17 protein-coding genes are annotated in these 19751 nt (G+C 74.6%); 9 read left to right on the forward strand and 8 right to left on the reverse strand.

Annotated elements, in window-relative coordinates; genetic code table 11:
• Window positions 1–135: 135 nt before the first annotated feature.
• The gene (locus I5Q34_RS29835; RefSeq protein WP_199895560.1) at window positions 136–1035 is read left to right on the forward strand and encodes a VCBS repeat-containing protein; all 900 of its coding nucleotides are present in this window, start codon (window positions 136–138) and stop codon (window positions 1033–1035) included.
• A 57-nt stretch (window positions 1036–1092) separates the two neighbouring features.
• Here I5Q34_RS29835 and I5Q34_RS29840 read toward each other — a convergent pair whose 3' ends face one another.
• Entirely contained in the window at window positions 1093–3063 is a 1971-nt protein-coding gene (locus I5Q34_RS29840) for a translation factor GTPase family protein (RefSeq protein ID WP_199895561.1), read from the reverse strand.
• Between the two features lie 288 nt (window positions 3064–3351).
• Here I5Q34_RS29840 and I5Q34_RS29845 point away from each other — a divergent pair, with 288 nt between their 5' ends.
• On the forward strand, window positions 3352–4176 hold the full coding sequence (locus tag I5Q34_RS29845) for a hypothetical protein (protein WP_374193073.1): 825 nt from the start codon (window positions 3352–3354) through the stop codon (window positions 4174–4176).
• 418 nt (window positions 4177–4594) lie between these two features.
• Here I5Q34_RS29845 and I5Q34_RS29850 read toward each other — a convergent pair whose 3' ends face one another.
• Window positions 4595–5380, reverse strand: coding sequence for a GntR family transcriptional regulator (locus I5Q34_RS29850; RefSeq protein ID WP_199895562.1), 786 nt, complete (start codon window positions 5378–5380; stop codon window positions 4595–4597).
• A 117-nt stretch (window positions 5381–5497) separates the two neighbouring features.
• Between I5Q34_RS29850 and I5Q34_RS29855 the strand changes: the two genes are divergently transcribed.
• Window positions 5498–6352: an iron-sulfur protein gene (locus tag I5Q34_RS29855; protein WP_199895563.1), complete on the forward strand. Its 855-nt coding sequence runs from the start codon at window positions 5498–5500 to the stop codon at window positions 6350–6352.
• A gap of 189 nt (window positions 6353–6541) precedes the next feature.
• Window positions 6542–7600, forward strand: coding sequence for a DUF2637 domain-containing protein (locus I5Q34_RS29860; protein ID WP_199895564.1), 1059 nt, complete (start codon window positions 6542–6544; stop codon window positions 7598–7600).
• A gap of 56 nt (window positions 7601–7656) precedes the next feature.
• On the opposite strand, the gene I5Q34_RS29865 is transcribed toward I5Q34_RS29860, so the two are convergent.
• Both I5Q34_RS29865 and I5Q34_RS29870 read right to left on the reverse strand, forming a co-directional pair.
• On the reverse strand, window positions 7657–8208 hold the full coding sequence (locus I5Q34_RS29865; RefSeq protein ID WP_199895565.1) for an ATP-binding protein: 552 nt from the start codon (window positions 8206–8208) through the stop codon (window positions 7657–7659).
• A gap of 238 nt (window positions 8209–8446) precedes the next feature.
• Window positions 8447–10423 carry a protein phosphatase 2C domain-containing protein gene (locus I5Q34_RS29870; RefSeq protein ID WP_199895566.1) on the reverse strand — a complete coding sequence of 659 codons (1977 nt, stop codon included), beginning with the start codon at window positions 10421–10423 and terminating at the stop codon, window positions 8447–8449.
• Window positions 10424–10525: 102 nt separating this feature from the next.
• On the opposite strand from I5Q34_RS29870, the gene I5Q34_RS29875 reads away from it, so the two are divergent.
• On the forward strand, window positions 10526–11248 hold the full coding sequence (locus I5Q34_RS29875) for a helix-turn-helix transcriptional regulator (RefSeq protein WP_199895567.1): 723 nt from the start codon (window positions 10526–10528) through the stop codon (window positions 11246–11248).
• An 18-nt stretch (window positions 11249–11266) separates the two neighbouring features.
• Here I5Q34_RS29875 and I5Q34_RS29880 read toward each other — a convergent pair whose 3' ends face one another.
• The 4 genes from I5Q34_RS29880 to I5Q34_RS29895 form a co-directional block, all read right to left on the reverse strand.
• Window positions 11267–11755: a methylated-DNA--[protein]-cysteine S-methyltransferase gene (locus I5Q34_RS29880; RefSeq protein WP_199895568.1), complete on the reverse strand. Its 489-nt coding sequence runs from the start codon at window positions 11753–11755 to the stop codon at window positions 11267–11269.
• 44 nt (window positions 11756–11799) lie between these two features.
• Window positions 11800–13254, reverse strand: a complete 1455-nt coding sequence (locus I5Q34_RS29885) for a DNA-3-methyladenine glycosylase 2 family protein (protein WP_199895569.1) — start codon at window positions 13252–13254, stop codon at window positions 11800–11802.
• 210 nt (window positions 13255–13464) lie between these two features.
• The gene (gene rsgA, locus I5Q34_RS29890; protein ID WP_199895570.1) at window positions 13465–14571 is read right to left on the reverse strand and encodes a ribosome small subunit-dependent GTPase A; all 1107 of its coding nucleotides are present in this window, start codon (window positions 14569–14571) and stop codon (window positions 13465–13467) included.
• A 218-nt stretch (window positions 14572–14789) separates the two neighbouring features.
• Complete coding sequence (locus I5Q34_RS29895) at window positions 14790–15875, reverse strand: YihY/virulence factor BrkB family protein (RefSeq protein ID WP_199895571.1); 1086 nt, start codon at window positions 15873–15875, stop codon at window positions 14790–14792.
• Between the two features lie 231 nt (window positions 15876–16106).
• Here I5Q34_RS29895 and I5Q34_RS29900 point away from each other — a divergent pair, with 231 nt between their 5' ends.
• From I5Q34_RS29900 to I5Q34_RS29915, 4 genes are all read left to right on the forward strand, one after another.
• Window positions 16107–16742, forward strand: a complete 636-nt coding sequence (locus I5Q34_RS29900; protein ID WP_199896048.1) for a GNAT family N-acetyltransferase — start codon at window positions 16107–16109, stop codon at window positions 16740–16742.
• Window positions 16743–17177: 435 nt separating this feature from the next.
• Window positions 17178–18881, forward strand: a complete 1704-nt coding sequence (locus I5Q34_RS29905) for a nitrite/sulfite reductase (protein WP_199895572.1) — start codon at window positions 17178–17180, stop codon at window positions 18879–18881.
• A gap of 16 nt (window positions 18882–18897) precedes the next feature.
• On the forward strand, window positions 18898–19077 hold the full coding sequence (locus I5Q34_RS29910; RefSeq protein ID WP_199895573.1) for a hypothetical protein: 180 nt from the start codon (window positions 18898–18900) through the stop codon (window positions 19075–19077).
• Window positions 19064–19747: a phosphoadenylyl-sulfate reductase gene (locus I5Q34_RS29915; protein ID WP_199895574.1), complete on the forward strand. Its 684-nt coding sequence runs from the start codon at window positions 19064–19066 to the stop codon at window positions 19745–19747. The genes I5Q34_RS29910 and I5Q34_RS29915 overlap by 14 nt, the downstream gene beginning before the upstream one ends.
• The last annotated feature ends 4 nt before the right edge of the window (window positions 19748–19751 follow it).

Below are 19751 nucleotides of genomic sequence, written 5' to 3' on the forward strand. Positions count from 1 at the left end.
AACCTACCCGGACTTGTGAACACGGTTGACACGCATCGAGATTGTGAAAGGATGTGAACATCCGAACGGGCATGACCCATCGTCAGGTGGGTTCACATCCGTGTGTCCGTTCACTGAACCGATCCGGAGAACGACGTGACGCGAATCAGCAGCCGCATCGTCGCCGCGGCCGCGGCCGCCGCGGCCCTGACCGGCACGGCGGTGGGCACCGCCGCCGCCGACGAGGCACCGGGGAAGGCGGCCGTCGCCGCGCAGAAGCAGCAGGCGCAGGCGAGGGGGACGCTCTCGGGCGACGCTCCGTACTTCTCGCTGAAGACGATCGACAAGGCCGGAAAGACCTACTTCTACTCGTGGGACTACAAGGGCAAGCTGGAGAAGCGCATCCCCTGGCTCGACGACGAGCGGGACACGCGGCTGGCCACGCAGTCCGACCTCGACCAGGACGGGATCCCCGAGGGCGAGACGTACTTCCTCACGGGTGACGGCTCCGTGATACTCGAGCGGCCCCTGGAGGACGAGACGGAGCGCAAGGTCGCGTCCGGCTTCGGTAAGTACGACATCTTCCTCACTCCCGGCAACCTCGGCGGCGGCAAGGAGTCCGACCTGCTGACCCGCGACAAGCAGGGCGTGCTCTGGCTCCATCTGGCGCGGCCCGACGGCTCGTTCACCGGGGCGAAGAAGATCGGCGGCGGCTGGGGGCAGTACACCCAGATCACCGGCAAGGGCGACCTGACCGGCGACCGCAAGGCGGACATCGTCGCCCGCGACAAGGACGGCGTGCTCTGGCTCTACAAGGGCACGGGCGACTGGAAGAAGCCCTTCGCGGCCCGCACGAAGATCGGCACCGGCTGGAACCAGTTCAATCTGCTCCACGGCGCGGGCGACACGGACTACGACGGTCACACCGACCTCATAGCCCGCGACAAGTCCGGTGCCCTGTGGCGCTACAAGGGCACCGGCAAGGCGTCCGCCCCCTTCAAGGCCAAGGAGAAGATAGGCGCCTCCGGCTGGAACCAGTACCGGCTCGTCTACTGACGGGAGCTCCTGGACACCGGGGGCTCCTCGGAGGGGAAGGAGCCCCCGGGGCCGGGCTCAGGCGCGGCCCAGACTCCGCAGGTACTCGGCCCTGTTGAGGGGATCGGCACCCGAGCGCTCGCGGACCTGCGGCGTCCCGGAGAGCGGGCGGTCCGTGGTCGGCGCCGACCACCAGACCGCCTCGCCCCGGGCCGCTCCGGGAAGCCGCCGTTCCACGGCGGCGACCCGGCGGGCCGGGATCACGCCCCGGATCAGCCAGCCGGCCGTGGCGGGGACGGTGTCGCCGACGGTCGCCCCCTGCCCGGCGAGCAGGCCCGTCGCGGCGCTCAACGCATCGGCGGGCACCTCCAGTTCGTAGGCGTGGCACGGCTCGTACACCGCCGTACCCGCCTCCGCCAGGGCACGCATGAGCACCAGGGGGGTGAGGCGGCGGAAGTCGGTGCCCGTGCTCACGGGGCTGGCGTAGCCGGAGTGGGTGAGGGTGACGACGATGTCGGTCACCGGCCAGCCGTACAACCCCTGTTGGAGCGTGCGGCGGACCGTCTCTTCAATGGCCCGGTCGAAGCCCAGGGGCAGGGCACCGAGTTCGGTCTCCCGGCGGTAGACCGTTCCGGAGCCGGGCGTGCCGGGCTCGACGCGCAGCCCGACCGTGGCCCAGAAGGCGGCGGTCGTGCGGCGGTCGATGCCCTCGTACGCGGCGCCGGTCCCGGCGGGCCGCTCGCGGAAGACCGGGCGGCTCTCCTCGAAGACGGCCTCGACGCCGAACTCCTCGGCGAGCGTGGCCGCGAGGACCTCCTTCTGGACCTCGCCGTAGAGCAGGACGGAGGTGCCGGCGCCGTCCGGCAGCGGGCGGGTGGCGATCAGCGGGTCCTGGTCGGCGAGGGCGGCGAGCGCCGCGTGGAGGCGGGACGCGTCGGCCGGTCGCGACGGGCGGACGACCGACTCCAGGGTCGGCGGCGCGAAGACGGCCTCCGGCCGGTCCCCGACCGGGCCGAGCCGGTCGCCGACACGCACGGCGGGCAGACCGCGAACGGCGGCGATGCCGCCCGGTGTCAACCGGTGGTGACCTCCGCCGGCGACGTCCAGGCCGGTGACGCGGCCGCCGTGCTCGGCGAGAGTGCCGTCGGGCTCGCGGCGGTGGAGGGTGACGCGGTCGCGCCGGTCGAGCGTGCCGGAGAAGAGCCGCAGGTAGGCGGTCTTCTCGCCGGAGCCGGACGCGGCGCGTTCGACGGCGAAGACCGTGCCGCGCGGCTCCCCGCTCAACTCGCCCCGCGCGGGGGGCAGCCAGCGGGCGACGCCGTCGAGGAGGTGGTCGATGCCCTGCCCGGAGAGGGCGGAGCCGAAGTACACGGGGTGCAGCAGGCCGCGCGCCGTGTGGCCGGCGAGCCCGGCCCGCAGGCGGTCCGCGTCCGGGACGCGGCCGTCGACGAGCTCGGCGAGCACGCCGTCGTCGTCCTCGGCGAGGGCCTCGGCCACGCGTTCGCGGAAGGCGGGGTCGTCGAAGGAGTGCGGGACCGTCCGGGCGTCCGGGGTGCCGATGTCCCGCACGGTGGCCATGGGGAGGACGCGCGGGGTGAGGCGCGCGCGGATCGCGGCGAGCGTCGCGTCCTCGCGGGCCCCGGTGCGGTCGGTCTTGTTGACGAAGACCATCGTGGGCAGGCCGAGCCGGCGCAGAGTCTTCATCAGCACCCGGGTCCGCGCCTGCACGCCCTCGACGGCGGACAGCACGAGCACGGCCGCGTCGAGCACGCCGAGGGCGCGCTCCACCTCGGCGGTGAAGTCGCCGTGTCCGGGCGTGTCGATGAGGTTGACGCGCAGGCCGCCGGTGGTGAAGGAGGCGACGGCGGTGCGGACGGTGATGCCACGGCGGCGTTCGACGGCGCCGGTGTCGGTGCGGGTGGTGCCGGCGTCGACGCTGCCGAGCCGGCCGATGGCCCCGGTGTCGAAGAGCAGGCGCTCGGTGAGGCTGGTCTTACCGGCGTCGACGTGGGCCAGAATCCCGATGTTCAGTGTGGGCGGGGTGCGCATGGGCGGAGGAGTCCTCGAAAACGTTCGTCAGGCAGGGACGCTGGGGGTTTTCGAGGGCCTGGCGCATCTGCGGGATCTCTCCTCCGTGGGACGACTGCTGCGGAGGCATGCTGTCAGGTACGGACCGGCGGCGCGAGCGGTTTTCCGACCGGTCGGCGACAGCACGTTCGATTGAACTCCCCGCCGGGCTTTGTGAATTGCTTCACACCTAACCCTTGGCCGGGCCCGCGTCTTCGTGCTGAGATCGGTGCAGGTTTCCAGCTCGACGGCGCGCTTGGGGAGGGCACTGTGGCGGACACCGCCATGCGGAAATCGGGGTTGACGGAGCCATGGGGACCGAAGGGCCCCAGTCCGCAGGACGGGCCGCTGGAGCGCGCGGTGTGGCGGCTGCGCTCACGCGCCTGCTGGGAGGACGCGGCCGCGCTCATCGCCCCGCGGGCGGCGGCCGATCCGGGCGCGGCCCGCTGGCGGACGGCCGTCCTGGTCGAACGGTGCGTGTTCACGGGCGAGGGCTGGGGGGCCGCCGAGGACGCGCTGCGGGCGGCGGAGGCGCTGGCCACGGACGACGAGGAGCGCGGTGCGGCAGCCTGCGAACGGGGCCATCTCGCGTACGCGGCCACCCTTTTGGGGGTACGCGACCGGGCGGACGAAGCACGGTCGGCCCTGGGGCGCGCGGCGGCGCTGCTCGCGCCCCGTTCACCCGGACGTCCCCTGCTGGACTTCCGGCGCGGCCTGATCGCCCAGCACCTCTCCGACAATCCGTCCGACGCCACGGCCGCCTTCCAGCGCGCCCACGCCGGAGCGACGGCGCACGGGCACGGGCTGCTGCTCTCCTTCACCTGGCGGCACATAGCCGCGATGGCCGAGCACCACGGCCGCCTGACCGACGCCCGCCACGGCTACACGGAGTCGCTGCGCATCCGGGAGGAACTGGGCTACCTGGTGGGCATCGCCCCGGCGCTGGCCTCACTGGCGGCCGTGCTGCCCGACCCGGAGGAAGCGGCCAGACTCCGCGCGGAGGCCGCCCGCCTGGTCCGCCTGCTGGGCGGAGTCCCGGCGTGGCTGGCGGACCGCCTGGCACCGACACCGGCGACGGACGGGGCGGACGCCTGACGGCAGGCGGCCCGCGGCCCGCGGCCCGCGGCCGATGGTCGGTGGTTCGGCCGACCCACGGTCGGTGGTTCGGCCGGCCGCACCCACAGCCGGTGGCCGGCGGGTCGCCCTACGACGGGCAGGGGCCGTCACCCCTGCGGCCCGGCGCGCCACCGCTGAAGCGGTGCGGGTTCTGATGAGGCGGCCCGGTAGGGGTGCAGGGGCGGAGCCCCCGCCGGGGCGCAGAGGCGCACCCCCGCCAGGGCACAGGAGGCACAACCCGGCCGGGGCGCAGGGGCGGAGCCCCGCCGGGGCGCAGGGGCGGAGCCCCGCCGGGGCGCAGGGGCGGAGCCCCGTCCACCGCGCGGAGCGCGGTGTCGGGCCCGGGGCGCAGCCCCGGAGGAAACGGTGAAAGGGCGGGGCGGGGAGAGAACCCCCACTACCAACCCACCGCCCCCGCGAAATGCCCCCGCAGCACCGCCTCCGCCGCCCGCAGATCCCGCGCACCGAGCGCCCGCAGCAGCGCGAGATGCTCGGCGGCGTCGGCGACGAGATCGGCGGCAGGCGACGCCGGACCGTCCGGCGCCGGCCACTGGGCGCGCCGGTGCAACCCGTCGGCGACCGCGACCAGCTGGCGGTTGCCGGCCAGGCCCAGCAGGGCACGGTGGAAGGCCCGGTCGGCCTCGGCGTAGGCGGCGCGGTCGCCGCGCCGGGCCACCTCGGCGGCGGCCTCGGCCGAGGGCATCAGGTCCCGCCAGCGGGCCGCGGGGACGGTCCTGGCCAGCCGGAGCACGACGGGCACCTCCAGCAGGGCGCGGACCTCGGCCAGTTCGGCGAGGTCACGGGCGGAGCGGCTGGTGACCCGGAAGCCCCGGTTGGGCACGGCCTCGACGGCGCCCTCCAGGGCGAGTTGCTGCATGGCCTCGCGGACCGGCGTGGCCGAGACGCCGAACCGCTCGGCGAGCACGGGCCCGGAGTAGACCTCGCCGGGTATGAGCTCGCCGCCGAGCAGGGCCTTGCGCAGGGCGTCCAGCACCTGTCCCCGCACGGAGTAGCGGGTCGGCATCCGCCGGGCGGGAGCCGGCCCGGAGGCCGGGGCCTCCGCGCACCCGTGGACGTGCTCGCCGCGGGCCGCGGCGCTCCCGGGGAGCGGCGCGCGGGCGGGTTCGCCGGGGCCGTCGGTCCGCTGGCGCGGCACGGCGGGGTGGGATCTGCCCTGCTCCATGGGGGTCCTCCTGATGTGTTCCTTCGAACCATAGGCGGCATGTCCGGCAGTTCAAACCCCGGCCGACATGGGTAAGGTAAGCCTTACCTGCACCCATTTGCGCCCCGGTGGTCCCGTATGTCCACTGCCTCGGCCGCACCACCCTCGCGGCCGCCCGCCACCGCCGCCTACGACCGGCTGACGGAGGTCTTCCCGCGGCTCGCCGTCGCGTGCGGACCGCTCCCCCGCGGGGACGGCTGGATCACCGCGGCGGCGCTCGCCGCCGGCGGCCCCGCCGTCACGGCGTTCTCCGCCTGGGACGCGGAGCGGTCCCGGCGGGAGTACGGCCGCGTGCCGCGCCCGGACGTGGCGGCGGGTTTTGGACTCTACCGCTACGCGTGGTCGGCCTCCCTGCTGTTGACGCTCCCCTGGTTCCTGCACCGCCGGGTCCCCGCGGCGCCGCTCGCCGCGGTCGCGGTGCGCCGCGGGCTGCGCACCGAAATCGCCTTCACGACCCGGGAGTTCACCTGCCTCCCGGACGACCCGGCCGCCGGCCTGCCGGACGCGTCGGTGGCGGCGGACGAGGAGTCGCTGCGGCAGGTGGTGCGCGAGGGGCTCGCGGGCCATCTCGGGCCGGTACTGGAGGGGTTCGGCCCCTGGACGCGGCGCGGCTCGCGCGCCCTGTGGGGCCTGATGACGGACGCGACGACCGAGGGCCTGTGGCACCTGGGGAAGCTGCTGGGCGATGGCGAAGAGGCCCGGGCCCGCGCCGAGTTGGGGCTGCTGCTGCCGCACGGAACACCCCCGTACGCCGCCGGCGGCGCCGCCTTCCGCGCCCTGCGCGGGCAGCCGGACGACCCGGCACCGCCGCGCACCCGCGACCGGTCGAGCTGCTGCCTCCTCTACACCGTGCGCCCCCGCGCCTGCCTCACCTGCCCCCGCACCGGCGACGCGGAGCGCCTCCAACGGCTGACGGCAAGGCGATCGACTTGAACCCACTCGAACGAGTGGTTTGATGTGAACACAATTCCCTTGCCGCTGAATGGCGTTCGAAAGGATACACACCTATCCGTATGCCCTTGGCGTCCATTGGCGGGGAGTTGCTCCGAAACCCCTTGGCTCCCCGGCCGATTCCGTAAGGATGGCGCGCGAAAGGCCGTACCGCGACGCAAGGGACGCAAGATGAGAGTGACCGACATACCGCTGAATTGGGTTTTGCCCAGTGCCGTGGCGCTCGCCGGAGCCGTGGTGGCGGTGACGGTGTACGCCCGGGGCAAGAACGGCCCGGACGACCTGGCGGCCACGGATTCCTGGGAACGCACCGAGGAACGCAGACGGCGCAAGGAAGCCCTCTACGGCAGCGCCTCCTACGTGCTCCTCTTCTGCTGCGCGGCGGTCGCCGCCGCGCTCTCCTTCCACGGCCTGGTCGGCTTCGGGCGGCAGAACCTGGGCCTGTGGGGCGGCTGGGAGTACCTGGTGCCCTTCGGGCTCGACGGCGCGGCCATGTTCTGCTCGGTGCTCGCCGTGCGCGAGGCCAGCCACGGCGACGCGGCGCTCGGCTCCCGGATGCTGGTGTGGACCTTCGCGGGCGCGGCGGCCTGGTTCAACTGGGTGCACGCGCCCCGCGGGATGGACCACGCGGGCGCGCCGCAGTTCTTCGCCGGCATGTCGCTGTCGGCGGCGGTCCTCTTCGACCGCGCGCTCAAGCAGACCCGCCGGGCCGCCCTGCGCGAACAGGGCCTGGTGCCCCGCCCGTTGCCGCAGATCCGCATGGTCCGCTGGCTGCGGGCCCCGCGCGAGACGTTCGGCGCGTGGTCGCTGATGCTCCTGGAGGGCGTGCGCACGCTGGACGAGGCGGTCGACGAGGTCCGCGAGGACAAGCGGCAGCGGCAGCAGCACCGGCTGCGCCGCCGCGAGGCGGGCAAGCTGGAGCGCGCCCGGATCAAGGCGTACAACCGCCAGCACCGCATCCTGTGGGGGCGGGCGCGCGGCGGACGGCAGGTGGAGGTGACCGCGGTGGCGTCCGCGCCGCAGCCGGCCCAGATCGGCTCGCAGTCCGGGTCGGAACCTTCCATAACCGACCCGGAGCAGCTCCCCCTGCACAATCATCCCTATCAGGCGGTGAACCGGCCCGGGCCCGGCCGGCCCATCGACCTGACCGCCGAGGACGACACCCAGCCCATCCAGCGGCTCGACTCGCTGGAGGAGCGGCTGGCGCGCATCGCCAAGCAGATCGGCTGACCCGCTCCCTCCGGGCCCCGCGGCTCGGAGCGGAGCGGTCGGCACGCCCGCGGCCGTCAGCGGTCCTCGGCGTCCAGCTCGAACCACACGGCCTTTCCCACCCCGTGGGCCCGTACGCCCCAGCAGTCCGCGAGGGAGTCGACGAGCAGCAGGCCGCGCCCGGAGGTCGCGGTCCCGCTCACGTCGGCGGTCCCGCCCCCGGGGTTCCCCGGGTCCGGCGCCGCCGCGGACGCGCGCAGCGCCGGGCGCCGGGCGCAGAGGTCCCGCACCTCCACGCGCAGCCGCCCCTTGGCGAGGGCGGCGGGGCCGCCGGTGAGGACGGCGCTCACCACCGCGCCACCGTCCGTGTGCAGCAGGGCGTTGGTGACCAGCTCGCTCGTCAGCAGCTCGGCGGTCTCGGCCCGGCCGGGCGCTCCCCAGTGCTCCAGGAACCGGCGCAGCCCGGCCCGCGTCTCCGCGACGGCGGCCAGGTCACCGCGCCGGAGCCGTCTTTCCCAGCACGGCTCCTGTCCCCCTTTCCTCACCTCTTCCGAAGCCGTGCCGTCCGCGGACCCTTCCCGACCTTCGCGGTTCCCCGCGCCCTCCCAGCGTGCAGTCCGCCTTTTCATTTCCGTCCGCCCCGACCCCTCCCCGGCGCCCCGGCATCGAACAGGCTCACGGCAAGTGCATGCCCCGCGACCGGGGGAACGACTCCTGTTGAGCCATCAACATCGGTGATGCGCCGGGAATGCGGACACGTCTTGCGCCGGTCGTGAATAGCGGTCTCCCGACGGCCGGTCGGGCACGCGAAAGGGCCGGGAAAGATCCCGGCCCGCCGCTCCCCGTGTCACGTCTCCCGGACCGGTGTCACGCCTCCCAGATCGCGCACGCCGTGCGGTCGTCGGCGTACCCCTTGACGCGCAGCTGCCCGTCGGCCAGGAATTCGGCCAGCCCCGGCGGCTGCGTCCGCGCGCCCCACCGCTCGGCCAGCGCGTCGGCCAGCGCCGGCTCGCCGCGCAGCGGCTCCGCCAGGCCCGCGCTGCACAGCAGCAGCGCGTCGCCGGGCCGGGCCACCGAGGCACGGAAGCGGAAGGGTTCGCTCGGCACCTCCTCGGGGTCGATGACCGGGGTGGTGCCGGGGGTGGGAATGCCGAGGTCCACGGTGATCCGGTCCTCGCACAGGGCGTCCCGGCCGGTCTCCGGGAGGCCGCCGTCCGCGCGGGGCTCGGGGTCCAGGTCCTGCCAGGCCCCCTCGCGCAGCCGGAAGAGGCCGCCGCCGCCGACGCCGAAGAAAACCCGGGTGCGGCAGCGGGAGTCGGCGGGCAGCAGCAGGCAGCGCAGGGCCGCGGTGTACTCGGCGGGCCGCAGCCCCAGTTCGGCGGCGCGGGCGCGCAGCCGGCCGTAGGAGCGGTCGGTCAGCCGGTGCAGGCCCGTGCGCAGTTCGCCGCGCCGTCCGGCCCGGATGTCCTCGCCGAGCCGGGCGTGGCTGCGGCCGACCGCGCCGCCCAGCCAGGCGCAGATGTCGCGCGCCGCGCGGTGCGCCCCCTCGGCGGCGCGCGCCCCGCTGGCCACGGCGACCAGCACCACGGCCTCGTCCCCGCCGCCGAACCGGGCGGTGAGCAGCGCGTCGCGCCGGGGCTCGCCGCGGTAGCGGGCGGAGTCCCCGCGCAGGGACACGGCCCGCAGCGTCATGGCACCGTAGCGCGCCCCGTCGAGGACGGTGTCGGGGACGAGGTCGTCCAGCCCGCCGGGGTCGGCCTCGGGCCAGGCGGTCGGCTCGGCCTCGTAGGTGGGCGGACCCTGGCCGACGAACTCGGGCGCGCGGGAGCGGATGCCCTCGGGGACTGACTCCCGGACCTCGCCCCGGCGGCGGGGCCGGGGGACCTGCGGCACGACGGCCGCTTCCAGCGAGGCGGCCGAATCGGACGTCTCGGGGGGCACGGACGCCTCGGCCGTCCCCGAGACCTCGGACGCGGCGGACGTCTCCGGCACCGGGCGGCCGTCCGGGATCCCCGGGATCCCGCAGGGGTCCGGCACGGGCGGGCGGTCCGGCGTCCGGGGCGCGCCCCGGGTGCCCGGCAGGCGGGAGGACCCGGGCGCGGCGGACGTCTCCGGGCCCCGGGTGACGTCCCTCGCCCCCGGGACCCGGGGAGGCACCGGCGCGGCGGACGCCTCCGACGACGACGGGACGTCCAGCACCCCCGGAATGTGGGGGGACGGTACCGGGCCGCGGGGGGACCTCGGCGGGGCGGGTGGCTGCGGGGCCGGGGCGGCCTCTCGTCCCCCCGGGTTCCGGCGGGAGCCGGGGTCGGGCGCCTCGGCGGCCTCGGACAGGAAGGTGGCGGGGACGGCGGACGCCTCCGGAGCCGGGGTGTCGTCCGACGTCCCCGGAGACCAGGGGGACCCGGGCCCGGCCGGGGCCGCACGCGGCGGGCGCCGCCTCGGGCCCGCCGGGGGCACGCCCAGCTCCCACTGGGTTTCGGCGGGCGCGGGAGGCGGGGGTGGCACAGGAGGCGGGGGCGGAGGCGCTTCGAGCGGGCCGGCCAGGTCGGGGAGCGGGGGCAGCCGGGAGGGGTCGGGGAGCGCGCCGCCCAGCGAGAGCGACCAACTGGCGCGGGCGGGCAGGCCGCTGGGCGGGGGCGGGGTGCGGGAGGGCCGGTCGGGCGGGGCCGCGGAAGGGGGCGGAGGCGGGGGCGACGGGTCGCCGCCCACGACGGCCGCTGCCGAAGCGAACCGGTCGTCGAGGCTGTCCTCACCGGTGACGGAGGCCGCGCCCTCGGCGGGCGGGCCGTACAACTCCGTCCACCAGGCGTCCTCTTGTCCCTGATCCCCCAGCTGACTCATGCCCTTATTGTCCACACTGCGGGGCATACGGGAAGAGTGCACAAGGCCCCTCGCACGGGATGATGGCGGCAGTCGCAACACGGTTGTGGGGAGGGGTGTCACATGCCCGGTGCCATAGGCCCGGCGGTCGTCGGGAACGCGGAACGGGAAAGACGCGCAGGACAGCACGGGCGCGAGTGGCCGCAGGACGGGCCGCCCGCCACCGGTGCGGGGGTGGAGGTCGTCACCGGGGCACAGGCCGTGACGCACCGGCTGACCCGGCTGCGGCTGGGGGCCGTCGAAGAAGTGTGCGCACTGGTGAGGAACCGTCCCTGGGTTGACACCGGGGACGCCCGAGGAGTACGTCACCGGACCGTTGTTGACCGCCGGGTGCGCCCGGCGCCCGTCGACCGCGCGGGGGCGCACCTGGTCCGGATCGCCGAGCGGGTGCCGGCCGAGTTGTTCCTCGCCGACCGCCGGGACGGGCTGCTCGTCCTCACCGGGCCCGACGCCGAACCGGCCGCGCTCGCGGTGGGCCCGGGCGAACTGCTCGACTCCCTTGTGCTGTTGTTCGAGGCGCTGTGGCGCGAGGCGCGCCCGCTGTGGCCGGCCGGGGGGCACGTCACCGCCGCGCTCCCGTCCGCCGGGCCCGACGCCACGGACCTGGCGGTGCTGTCGCTGCTGCTGTCCGGGCTGACCGACGCGAGCGTCGCCAAGCAACTCGGCCTGGGGCTGCGGACAGTGCAGCGGCGGGTGAAGCGGCTGATGGAGCTGGCGGGGGTGACCACCCGCCTCCAGCTCGGCTGGATCGCGGCGGAACGGGGGTGGACGGCGGCCCGCCGCTGAGCCCTCGGGCGGGGCCGGCTACCCCTCCAGGCCCAGCAGGAAGCGCTTGCGCTCCAGCCCTCCCGCGTACCCGGTGAGCGACCCGTCCGCGCCGATGACCCGGTGGCAGGGGCGCAATACCAGCAGCGGGTTGGCCCCGACGGCGCCGCCGACCGCGCGGACCGCGGCACGGGAGGCGCCGATCCGCCGGGCCAGTTCGCCGTAGGTGGTGGTGGCGCCGTACGGCACGGAGTCGAGGGCGTCCCACACCCGGCGGCGGAACTCCGTCCCCTCCGCGGCGTACTCCAGGTCGAACTCGCGCAGTTCACCGGTGAAGTACGCCGCGAGCTGCTGCTCCGCCTCGGTGAACGCCCCGGGCACCCGCCGCCAGTCCGGGGCGGCCGTCGCGCCGCCCTTCTGGCCGGGGACGGACAGCGAGGCGAGCGCGGTCCCGCCGGGTGCGGTGGGCGAGGGGCGGCCGGCGAGCAGCAGGACGCCGAGGGGGCTGTCGATCTCTGTGTAGAGCATGGTCAGGAGTCCTTGTTCCAGGGGTTCCAGGAGTTCCAGGAGTTTCAGAGGTTCCAGAGGTGGTGCAGGGCGTACGAGCGCCAGGGCCGCCAGGCGTCGGCGTCTTCGGGCTCCGCGCCGAGGGCGGTGAGCGCGCGCCGTGCCCCGGCGTCGCCGGGGAGGAAGACGTCCGGGTCGCCGAGCGCCCGCATCCGGATGTAGCCGGCGGTCCAGGGGCCCACCCCGCGCAGGGCGAGCAGCCGCTGCTCGGTGGCGTCGCGGTCGGCTCCCGGGTCGAGGCGCACGGTGCCGTCCGCGAGAGCGCCGGCGACCGTGCGCAGGGTGTCCCGGCGGGCCTCGGGCATGCCGTCGAACTCGGCGTCGGCCAGGGCCGCGGGCTCCGGGAAGAGGTGGGTGAGCGTGCCGTCGGGCGCCGCGAGGGGGGTGCCGTGCGCGGCGACGAGCCGGGCCCCGAGGCGGCCGGCCGCCGCGACGGAGACCTGCTGGCCGAGCACGGCCCGCACCGCGAGCTCGTCCGCGTCCGCCGCGCCGGGCGAGCGCAGCCCCGGCCGGGCGGCGACCAGCGGCCGCAGCGCCGGGTCGGCGCCCAGCCGCTCGGCGACCGCGTCCGGGTCGGCGTCCAGGTCGAACAGGCGCCGTACGCGCTGGACGGCGGCGGCCAGGTCGCGCAGGTCGGTCAAGTGCAGCCGGCAGGCGAGCCAGCCGGCGTCCGCCCGGTGCGGCTCCTGGACCTCGGCGATCCCGGTGCCGTACGGGAGCCGCAGGGTGCGGCGGTAGGTCCGGGCGCCCGGGACGCCCGTCATCTCCTCGACCCCCTCGATCGCCCGGCGGCCGAGGAAGTCGAAGACCTCGCGGGCGGCGTACGGGCCGCGGTGGGCGAGCCGGAGCGGGACGCCGGACGGCGCGCTGCCCCCGGTGGCCCGGGGCGCGCCCCGCAGGGCGGTGGGGGTCTGCGCGTAGACGGCGCGGATCGTGTCGTTGAACTGCCGCACGCTCGCGAAGCCGGCCGCGAACGCGGTCTCCGTGACCGGCAGGTCCGTGGTCTGCAGCAGGACGCGCGCCGTGTGCGCGCGCTGGGCGCGGGCGAGGGCGACGGGGCCGGCGCCGAGCTCCTCGGTGAGCTGCCGGTGCACCTGGCGGGTGCTGTAGCCGAGCCGGTCCGCGAGGCCCTGGACGCCTTCGCGGTCCACGACGCCGTCGCCGATCAGCCGCATGGCCCGGCCGACGAGGTCGGCCCTGATGTTCCACTCCGCCGACCCCGGCACCGCGTCGGGCCGGCACCGCCGGCACGCCCGGAACCCGGCGCCCTGCGCGGCGGCGGCCGACGGGTAGAAGCGGACGTTCCGCCGCTTGGGGGTGACGGCCGGGCAACTGGGGCGGCAGTAGATGCCGGTGGTCGCGACGGCGAAGAAGAAGGTGCCGTCGAAGCGGGCGTCTCTGCTGCTGACGGCTTCGTAGCGGAGGTCGTCGTCGGGGGTTGTGGTGGCCGTGGGGTTCACGTTTCCAGTGTGCGGGAGTGGGTGGGGGTGGGCTGGCGGGAATCGGACGTGGGGTTTGGACGCGGGTTTGGATGCCCCTGGCCCGCCCTTTCACCGTTTCTCGCGCGCTGCGCGCAGATTGTCCTCAAACGCCGGAAGGGCGATCGGGGTCCGGGGTCTCCCCGGGAAACGGAGAAAGGGCGGGACTGGGGCACCCTCCCCCCAGGGCGCCTAGCGGCGCGAGCGCCCCCGCTTGAGCGCGCCCGCCCGCTCCCCCTCCGCCTGCCGCCGCTTCCACTCCCGCCGCATCTCCGCCCGCAGCCGCGCATCCGTCCGCGCCGCGATCCGCGCGTTCTCCCGCAGCAGCTTGCGGTAGCTCTCCAGCCGGCGGTGCCCCAGCGCACCCGACGCGACCGCCGCCGCCACCGCGCACCCCGGCTCCCCGTCGTGGCCGCAGTCATGGAAGCGGCACGACGCCGCCAGCGCCTCGACGTCGGTGAACGTCCGGGCGAGCCCGGACTCCGCGTCCCACAGCCCCACCCCCCGCAGCCCCGGCGTGTCGATGAGGACGCCCCCGCCCGGCAGCGGCAACGGCAGCAGATTGCGGGTGGTCGTCGTGTGCCGCCCCTTCCCGTCGCGGTCGCGAATGGCCCGGACGTCCTGCACGTCCTCGCCGACGAGCGCGTTGGCGAGCGTGGACTTCCCGGCGCCGGACTGGCCGAGGAGCACCCCCGTGCCCCCGGCGAGCAGCGCGGCGAGCTCGCCGACGCCCTCGCCCGTGGCCGAGCTGACGGCCAGCACCCGCGCCCCGGGTGCCACCGCCTCCGTATCGGCGAGCAGATGGGAGAGCGTCACCGGGTCGGGCACGAGGTCCGCCTTGGTGAGGGCGACGACGGGCTCGGCGCCGGACTCCCAGGCCAGCGCGAGGAACCGCTCGACGCGGCCGAGGTCCGGATCGGCGGTGAGCGCGAACGCGATGACCGCCCGGTCCACGTTGGCGGCCAGGATCTGCCCGTCGGACCGCTTGGAGGAGGTGGAGCGGACGAAGGCCGTCCGGCGCGGGAGCAGCGCCCGGACGTGGCCGGCGGTCAGGTCGACGGCCGCCCAGTCCCCGGTGCACATGATGCGCAGGGGGTCGCCGGTGGCGACGGGCGCGGCGTCGGCCCGTACGGTGCGGACGCCGGCGCCGTCGTCGGAGGCGACGACGACGTCGCAGTGCCCGCGGTCGACGCGGGCGATCCGGCCGGGGACGAGGCCCCGGGCGGCGAAGGGTGCGTGGCTGTCAGCGAAGCCCTCGTCCCAGCCGTAGGCGGCGAGGGGGTGAGCAGCGGTGGACACGGTGGTGGTGCTCCTTCGGAAGCGGAGAGGTGGTGTGGTGTGCGGGGATCTCCGTGATGACAGTCATCGCGGGCTCACCTCCTGATTCCGATGGATGCCGATGGATGCCGATGGATGCCGATGGATACGAACGTTTCGCGGGGACTCTACGCATGCGAAAGGGCGCGGGGCGAAGGGTTTTTTCCACCCTTCGCCCCGCGCCCGCGCCGGCCCGCCCGCTACTCCTTGCGGTGCCTGCCGCCCCGCTCCCCCTTCACATGCTGCAGCCGCGTCCGCACATCCTCCGGCGGCAGGAACTGCGCCCAGCGCTCGGGGAACTCCGAGGGCGGCACCCGGTCCTGGCCGGCCACCCCGTCGTCCTCGGCCGGGTCGTCCTCGTACTCGTGGACCATCGCCAGCGCCGCCCGTTCCGCCGCCGCCTGGGCCGCGGCCGCCGCGCGCTGCCGGTCGACGTCGGCGCGGGCGGCCGCGGTGGCGACCGACGGCCACACCCGGTCCATGGCCGCGTTGACCGCCGCCCCGACGAGCACCGCGAAGGCCGAGACGCCGATCCACAGCAGGACGGCGACGGGCGCGGCGAGCGAGCCGTAGATCGTGGGGCCCTCGACGGTGTGCGTGAGGTAGATGCGCAGCAGGAAGCTGCCCAGCACCCACATCGTCAGGGCCACGAACGCCCCGGGGATGTCCTCCTGCCAGGGCGAGCGGACGGGGACGGACACGTGGTAGAGCGTGGTGAGGAAGGCGATGGACAGCACCAGGACCACCGGCCAGTACAGGAACCGGACCAGGCCCTCGCTCCAGGGCAGGATGCTCACCATCGTCTCGGGGCCGATGACCATCAGCGGCAGCACCACCGTCCCGATGAGCAGGGCGACGATGTAGAGCAGGAAGGCGAGCAGCCGGGTGTGGACGATGCCTCGCCGGCCCTCCAGCCCGTACATGATCGTGATGGTGTCGACGAAGACGTTCACGGCCCGGGAGCCCGACCACAGGGCGATGGCGAAGCCGACGGAGACGATCTCCGGGCGGCGGCCGCTCTGGTCGACGTCGCGCAGCAGGGGCTTGGTGATCTCGTTGACGCCCCGGTCGGAGAGGACGGCCGCCGAGGCCTTGATGATGTTGTTCTTCAGGCTCTCGATGGTGTGGGTGCCCGTCCAGTCGTCCAGGTAGCCGAGGAGGCTGATGAGGGCGAGGAGCAGGGGCGGCAGCGAGAGCAGGGTGAAGAAGGCGGCTTCGGCGGCCAGTCCCGTGACGCGGTACTCCATGCAGGAGTTGACCGTGTCCTTCAGGAGCAGCCAGGCCATCCTGCGTTTCGAAACGTTCCGGTACAGGGCTCGGGCTCGGTGGAGCCGGCCCTTCCGAGGCCCCGGTGGTTCATTTGTCGCTTCCTGCACGCGCTAACGGTATCCGCCTCCGACCGGTGCGTTCATCCGCCGGGCAGCCTGCCGAGGGGCCCGGGCGGGGCCCGCGGAGGGGCGTGGTTGAGTGTGAGCGTGAACGACGCGACGATCTCCGTGACCACCTGGTCCCTGCAGATGACCTCACCGGCCGACCTGGTTCCGCCGTCCGCTCCCGCGCCGGGGCCGGAGGTCCGGTTCGTCCGCGCCGAGGTTCCCTCGCCCGAATTCAGCCGGTACCTCTACACGGCCGTCGGCGGCGACTGGACGTGGACGGACCGCCTGCCGTGGTCGTACGAGCGGTGGCGCGCGTACCTGGAGCGGCCCGGAGTGGAGACCTGGGTCGCCTACGACCGGGGGACGCCCGCGGGCTATATCGAACTGGAGGCGCAGCCGGAAGGCGCGGTGGAGATCGTCTACTTCGGGCTGCTGCCCGCCTTCCAGGGCCGGGGCATCGGCGGGCACCTGCTGGCGTTCGGGACCGGGCGGGCCTGGGACCTGGCCGGGCGGTGGCCGGACCGGGAGCCGACGGAGCGGGTGTGGCTGCACACCTGCACCAAGGACGGCCCGCACGCGCTGGCCAACTACGAGCGGCGCGGCTTCCGGGTGTTCGCGACGGAGACCGCGGAGGAGCCGGCCGTCGGCGCCCCGGGCCCGTGGCCGGGAGCGCACGACGACACGCACGACGACGCACACGAGGGCGCGCACGAAGGTACGCGGAAGGGCGCGTACGAGGGCGCATCCGGAGGCGCGCACGAGGGCGCGGCCGCCTGACCCCCGAACGCGCCCCCTCGACACCCCGTCCCACTCCTCGGGACGGGGTGTCTCACATTATGGCGAATGGTGGACTGCCCGAAGGCCTGCGTGCCACTCTTCCCTCATGTCACGAGGTGGAATTGCCTTGGTGAGCCGGCGTCATATCGACCTCGGCCGCGTGTTCAGCGCCATCTGTCCGGCGGGCTGACAGTCACAGCACCACCGTTCCCACCGCCGTCCCCACTGTCGTGGACGGTTGCGTTTCCTGTTCGCTCCCCACCGGTCCGTAAGTGCGCGCTCTTCGGCGCCCCTTGGCGAATCCGCAGGTGACAGGCGTGCCCCTCCAGGCCCCTCCGGGCCCCCGGGTGTGCCCCTGTGCGCCGCCCACCGCCCGATACACCGCCCGGCACCGCCGCAGCAGGACAGCAGCAGCACCCCGAAGGACGGATCGCCATGCCCGCCACCCCGAAATCCCCCTCCGCCGCGAACGCGGCGGCCCGCCGGAAGACCGGCCGCCACCGAGGCGAAGGCCAGTGGGCCGTCGGCCACTTCACCCCGCTCAACGGCAACGAGCAGTTCAAGAAGGACGACGACGGTCTCAACGTACGGACACGAATTGAGACGATCTATTCGAAGACGGGTTTCGACTCGATCGATCCCGCCGACCTGCGCGGCCGGATGCGCTGGTGGGGGCTCTACACCCAGCGCAGGCCCGGGATCGACGGCGGCAAGACGGCCGTCCTCGAGGACGCCGAGCTCGACGACAAGTACTTCATGCTGCGGGTGCGCATCGACGGAGGCCGGCTGACCACCGGGCAGTTGCGCGTGATCGGCGAGATCTCCCAGGAATTCGCCCGCGGCACCGCGGACCTCACCGACCGGCAGAACATCCAGTACCACTGGATCCGCATCGAGGACGTCCCCGAGATCTGGCGGCGGCTGGAGGCGGTCGGCCTGTCGACCACCGAGGCGTGCGGCGACACACCCCGGGTGATCCTGGGCTCCCCCGTCGCCGGCATCGCCGAGGACGAGATCGTCGACGGCACCCCGGCGATCGACGAGATCCACCGCCGCTTCGTGGGCAACCCCGACTTCTCCAACCTGCCGCGGAAGTTCAAGTCGGCCGTCTCCGGCTCCCCGTTGCTCGACGTGGCCCACGAGATCAACGACGTCGCCTTCGTCGGCGTCCGCCACCCCGAGCACGGCCCGGGCTTCGACGTCTGGGTGGGCGGCGGGCTGTCCACCAACCCCAAGATCGGTGTCCGGCTGGGCGCCTGGGTGCCCCTGGCCGAGGTGCCGGACGTCTTCGGCGCGGTCATCCGCGTCTTCCGCGACTACGGCTACCGGCGGCTGCGCACCCGCGCCCGGCTGAAGTTCCTCGTCGCCGACTGGGGAGCGGAACGATTCCGCGAGGTGCTGGAGAAGGAGTACCTCGGCCGCGCGCTCCTCGACGGCCCCGCGCCCGAGGTCCCCGTCGAGCGCTGGCGCGACCACGTGGGCGTGCACCGCCAGCAGGACGGCCGTTACTACGTCGGCTTCGCCCCGCGCGTCGGCCGCGTCGACGGCAGCACCCTCACGAAGATCGCCGAACTGGCCGAGGAGCACGGCTCCGGACGGCTGCGCACCACCGCCGAGCAGAAGATGATCGTGCTCGACGTCGAGGAGGACCGGGTCGCGTCCCTGACCGCCGGTCTGGAGGCGCTGGACCTGCGCGTGGCGCCCTCCCCCTTCCGGCGCGGCACGATGGCCTGCACCGGCATCGAGTTCTGCAAGATCGCGATCGTGGAGACCAAGGCGCGCGGCGCGTCCCTCATCGACGAACTGGAGCGCCGCCTCCCGGAGTTCGACGAGCCGCTCACCATCAACCTCAACGGCTGCCCCAACGCCTGCGCCCGCATCCAGGTCGCGGACATCGGCCTCAAGGGCCAGCTCGTCATGGACGACGAAGGCAACCAGGTCGAGGGCTACCAGGTGCACCTGGGCGGCGCGCTGGGCCTCCAGCCGGGCTTCGGCCGCAAGGTCCGCGGCCTGAAGGTCACCTCCGAGGGCCTGCCCGACTACGTCGAGCGGGTGCTGCGCCGCTACCTCGAACAGCGCGAGGACGGCGAGCGGTTCGCGGCGTGGACCACCCGGGCGTCCGAGGAGGATCTGTCGTGAGCAAGGAGAACCTGTCGTGAGCAGCGCCCGCGCCGTCCCCTTCCACTGCCCCTACTGCGCCGACGAGGACCTGCGCCCCCACGAGTCGGGCCACGGCGCCTGGGAGTGCGCGGCCTGCAACCGCGCGTTCCAGCTGAAGTTCCTCGGGCTGCTCGCCCGGCGCACCGGTCCGGGAGGTTCCCATGAGCGCTCTTGAGGAGCTCGCCCTGCGCGCGGGGCGGGAGTTGGAGGACGCCCCGGCGCTGGAGATCGTGCGCTGGGCGGCCGGCACCTTCGGCGACCGCTTCTGTGTCACCTCCTCCATGGAGGACGCCGTCGTCGCGCACCTCGCCTCCCGGGTCCGGCCCGGCGTGGACGTCGTCTTCCTGGACACCGGCTACCACTTCCCCGAGACCATCGGCACCCGGGACGCCGTCGAGGCGGTGATGGACGTCCGCGTCCTGACCCTCACCCCCGTCCAGACCGTGGCCGAACAGGACGCCGAGTACGGCCCGGAGCTGCACGACCGCGACCCGGACCTGTGCTGCGCCCTGCGCAAGATGCGGCCGCTGGAGGCCGGGCTGGCCGGCTACGACGCCTGGGCGACCGGGCTGCGCCGCGACGAGTCCCCGACCCGGGCGAACACGCCCGTCGTCGGCTGGGACGCCCGCCGCGGCAAGGTCAAGGTGGCACCGATCGCCCGCTGGACCCAGGACGACGTGGACGCCTACGTCGCCGAACACGGCGTCCTCGTCAACCCGTTGCTGACGGACGGCTACGCGTCCGTCGGCTGCGCGCCCTGCACCCGGCGGGTGCGGGCGGGCGAGGACGCCCGGGCCGGCCGCTGGGCCGGCCTCGCCAAGACCGAGTGCGGACTGCACGGATGACCGG

Origin of the sequence: Streptomyces sp. AV19 (assembly GCF_015999245.1) — a bacterium.
Taxonomy (GTDB): Bacteria; Actinomycetota; Actinomycetes; order Streptomycetales; family Streptomycetaceae; genus Streptomyces.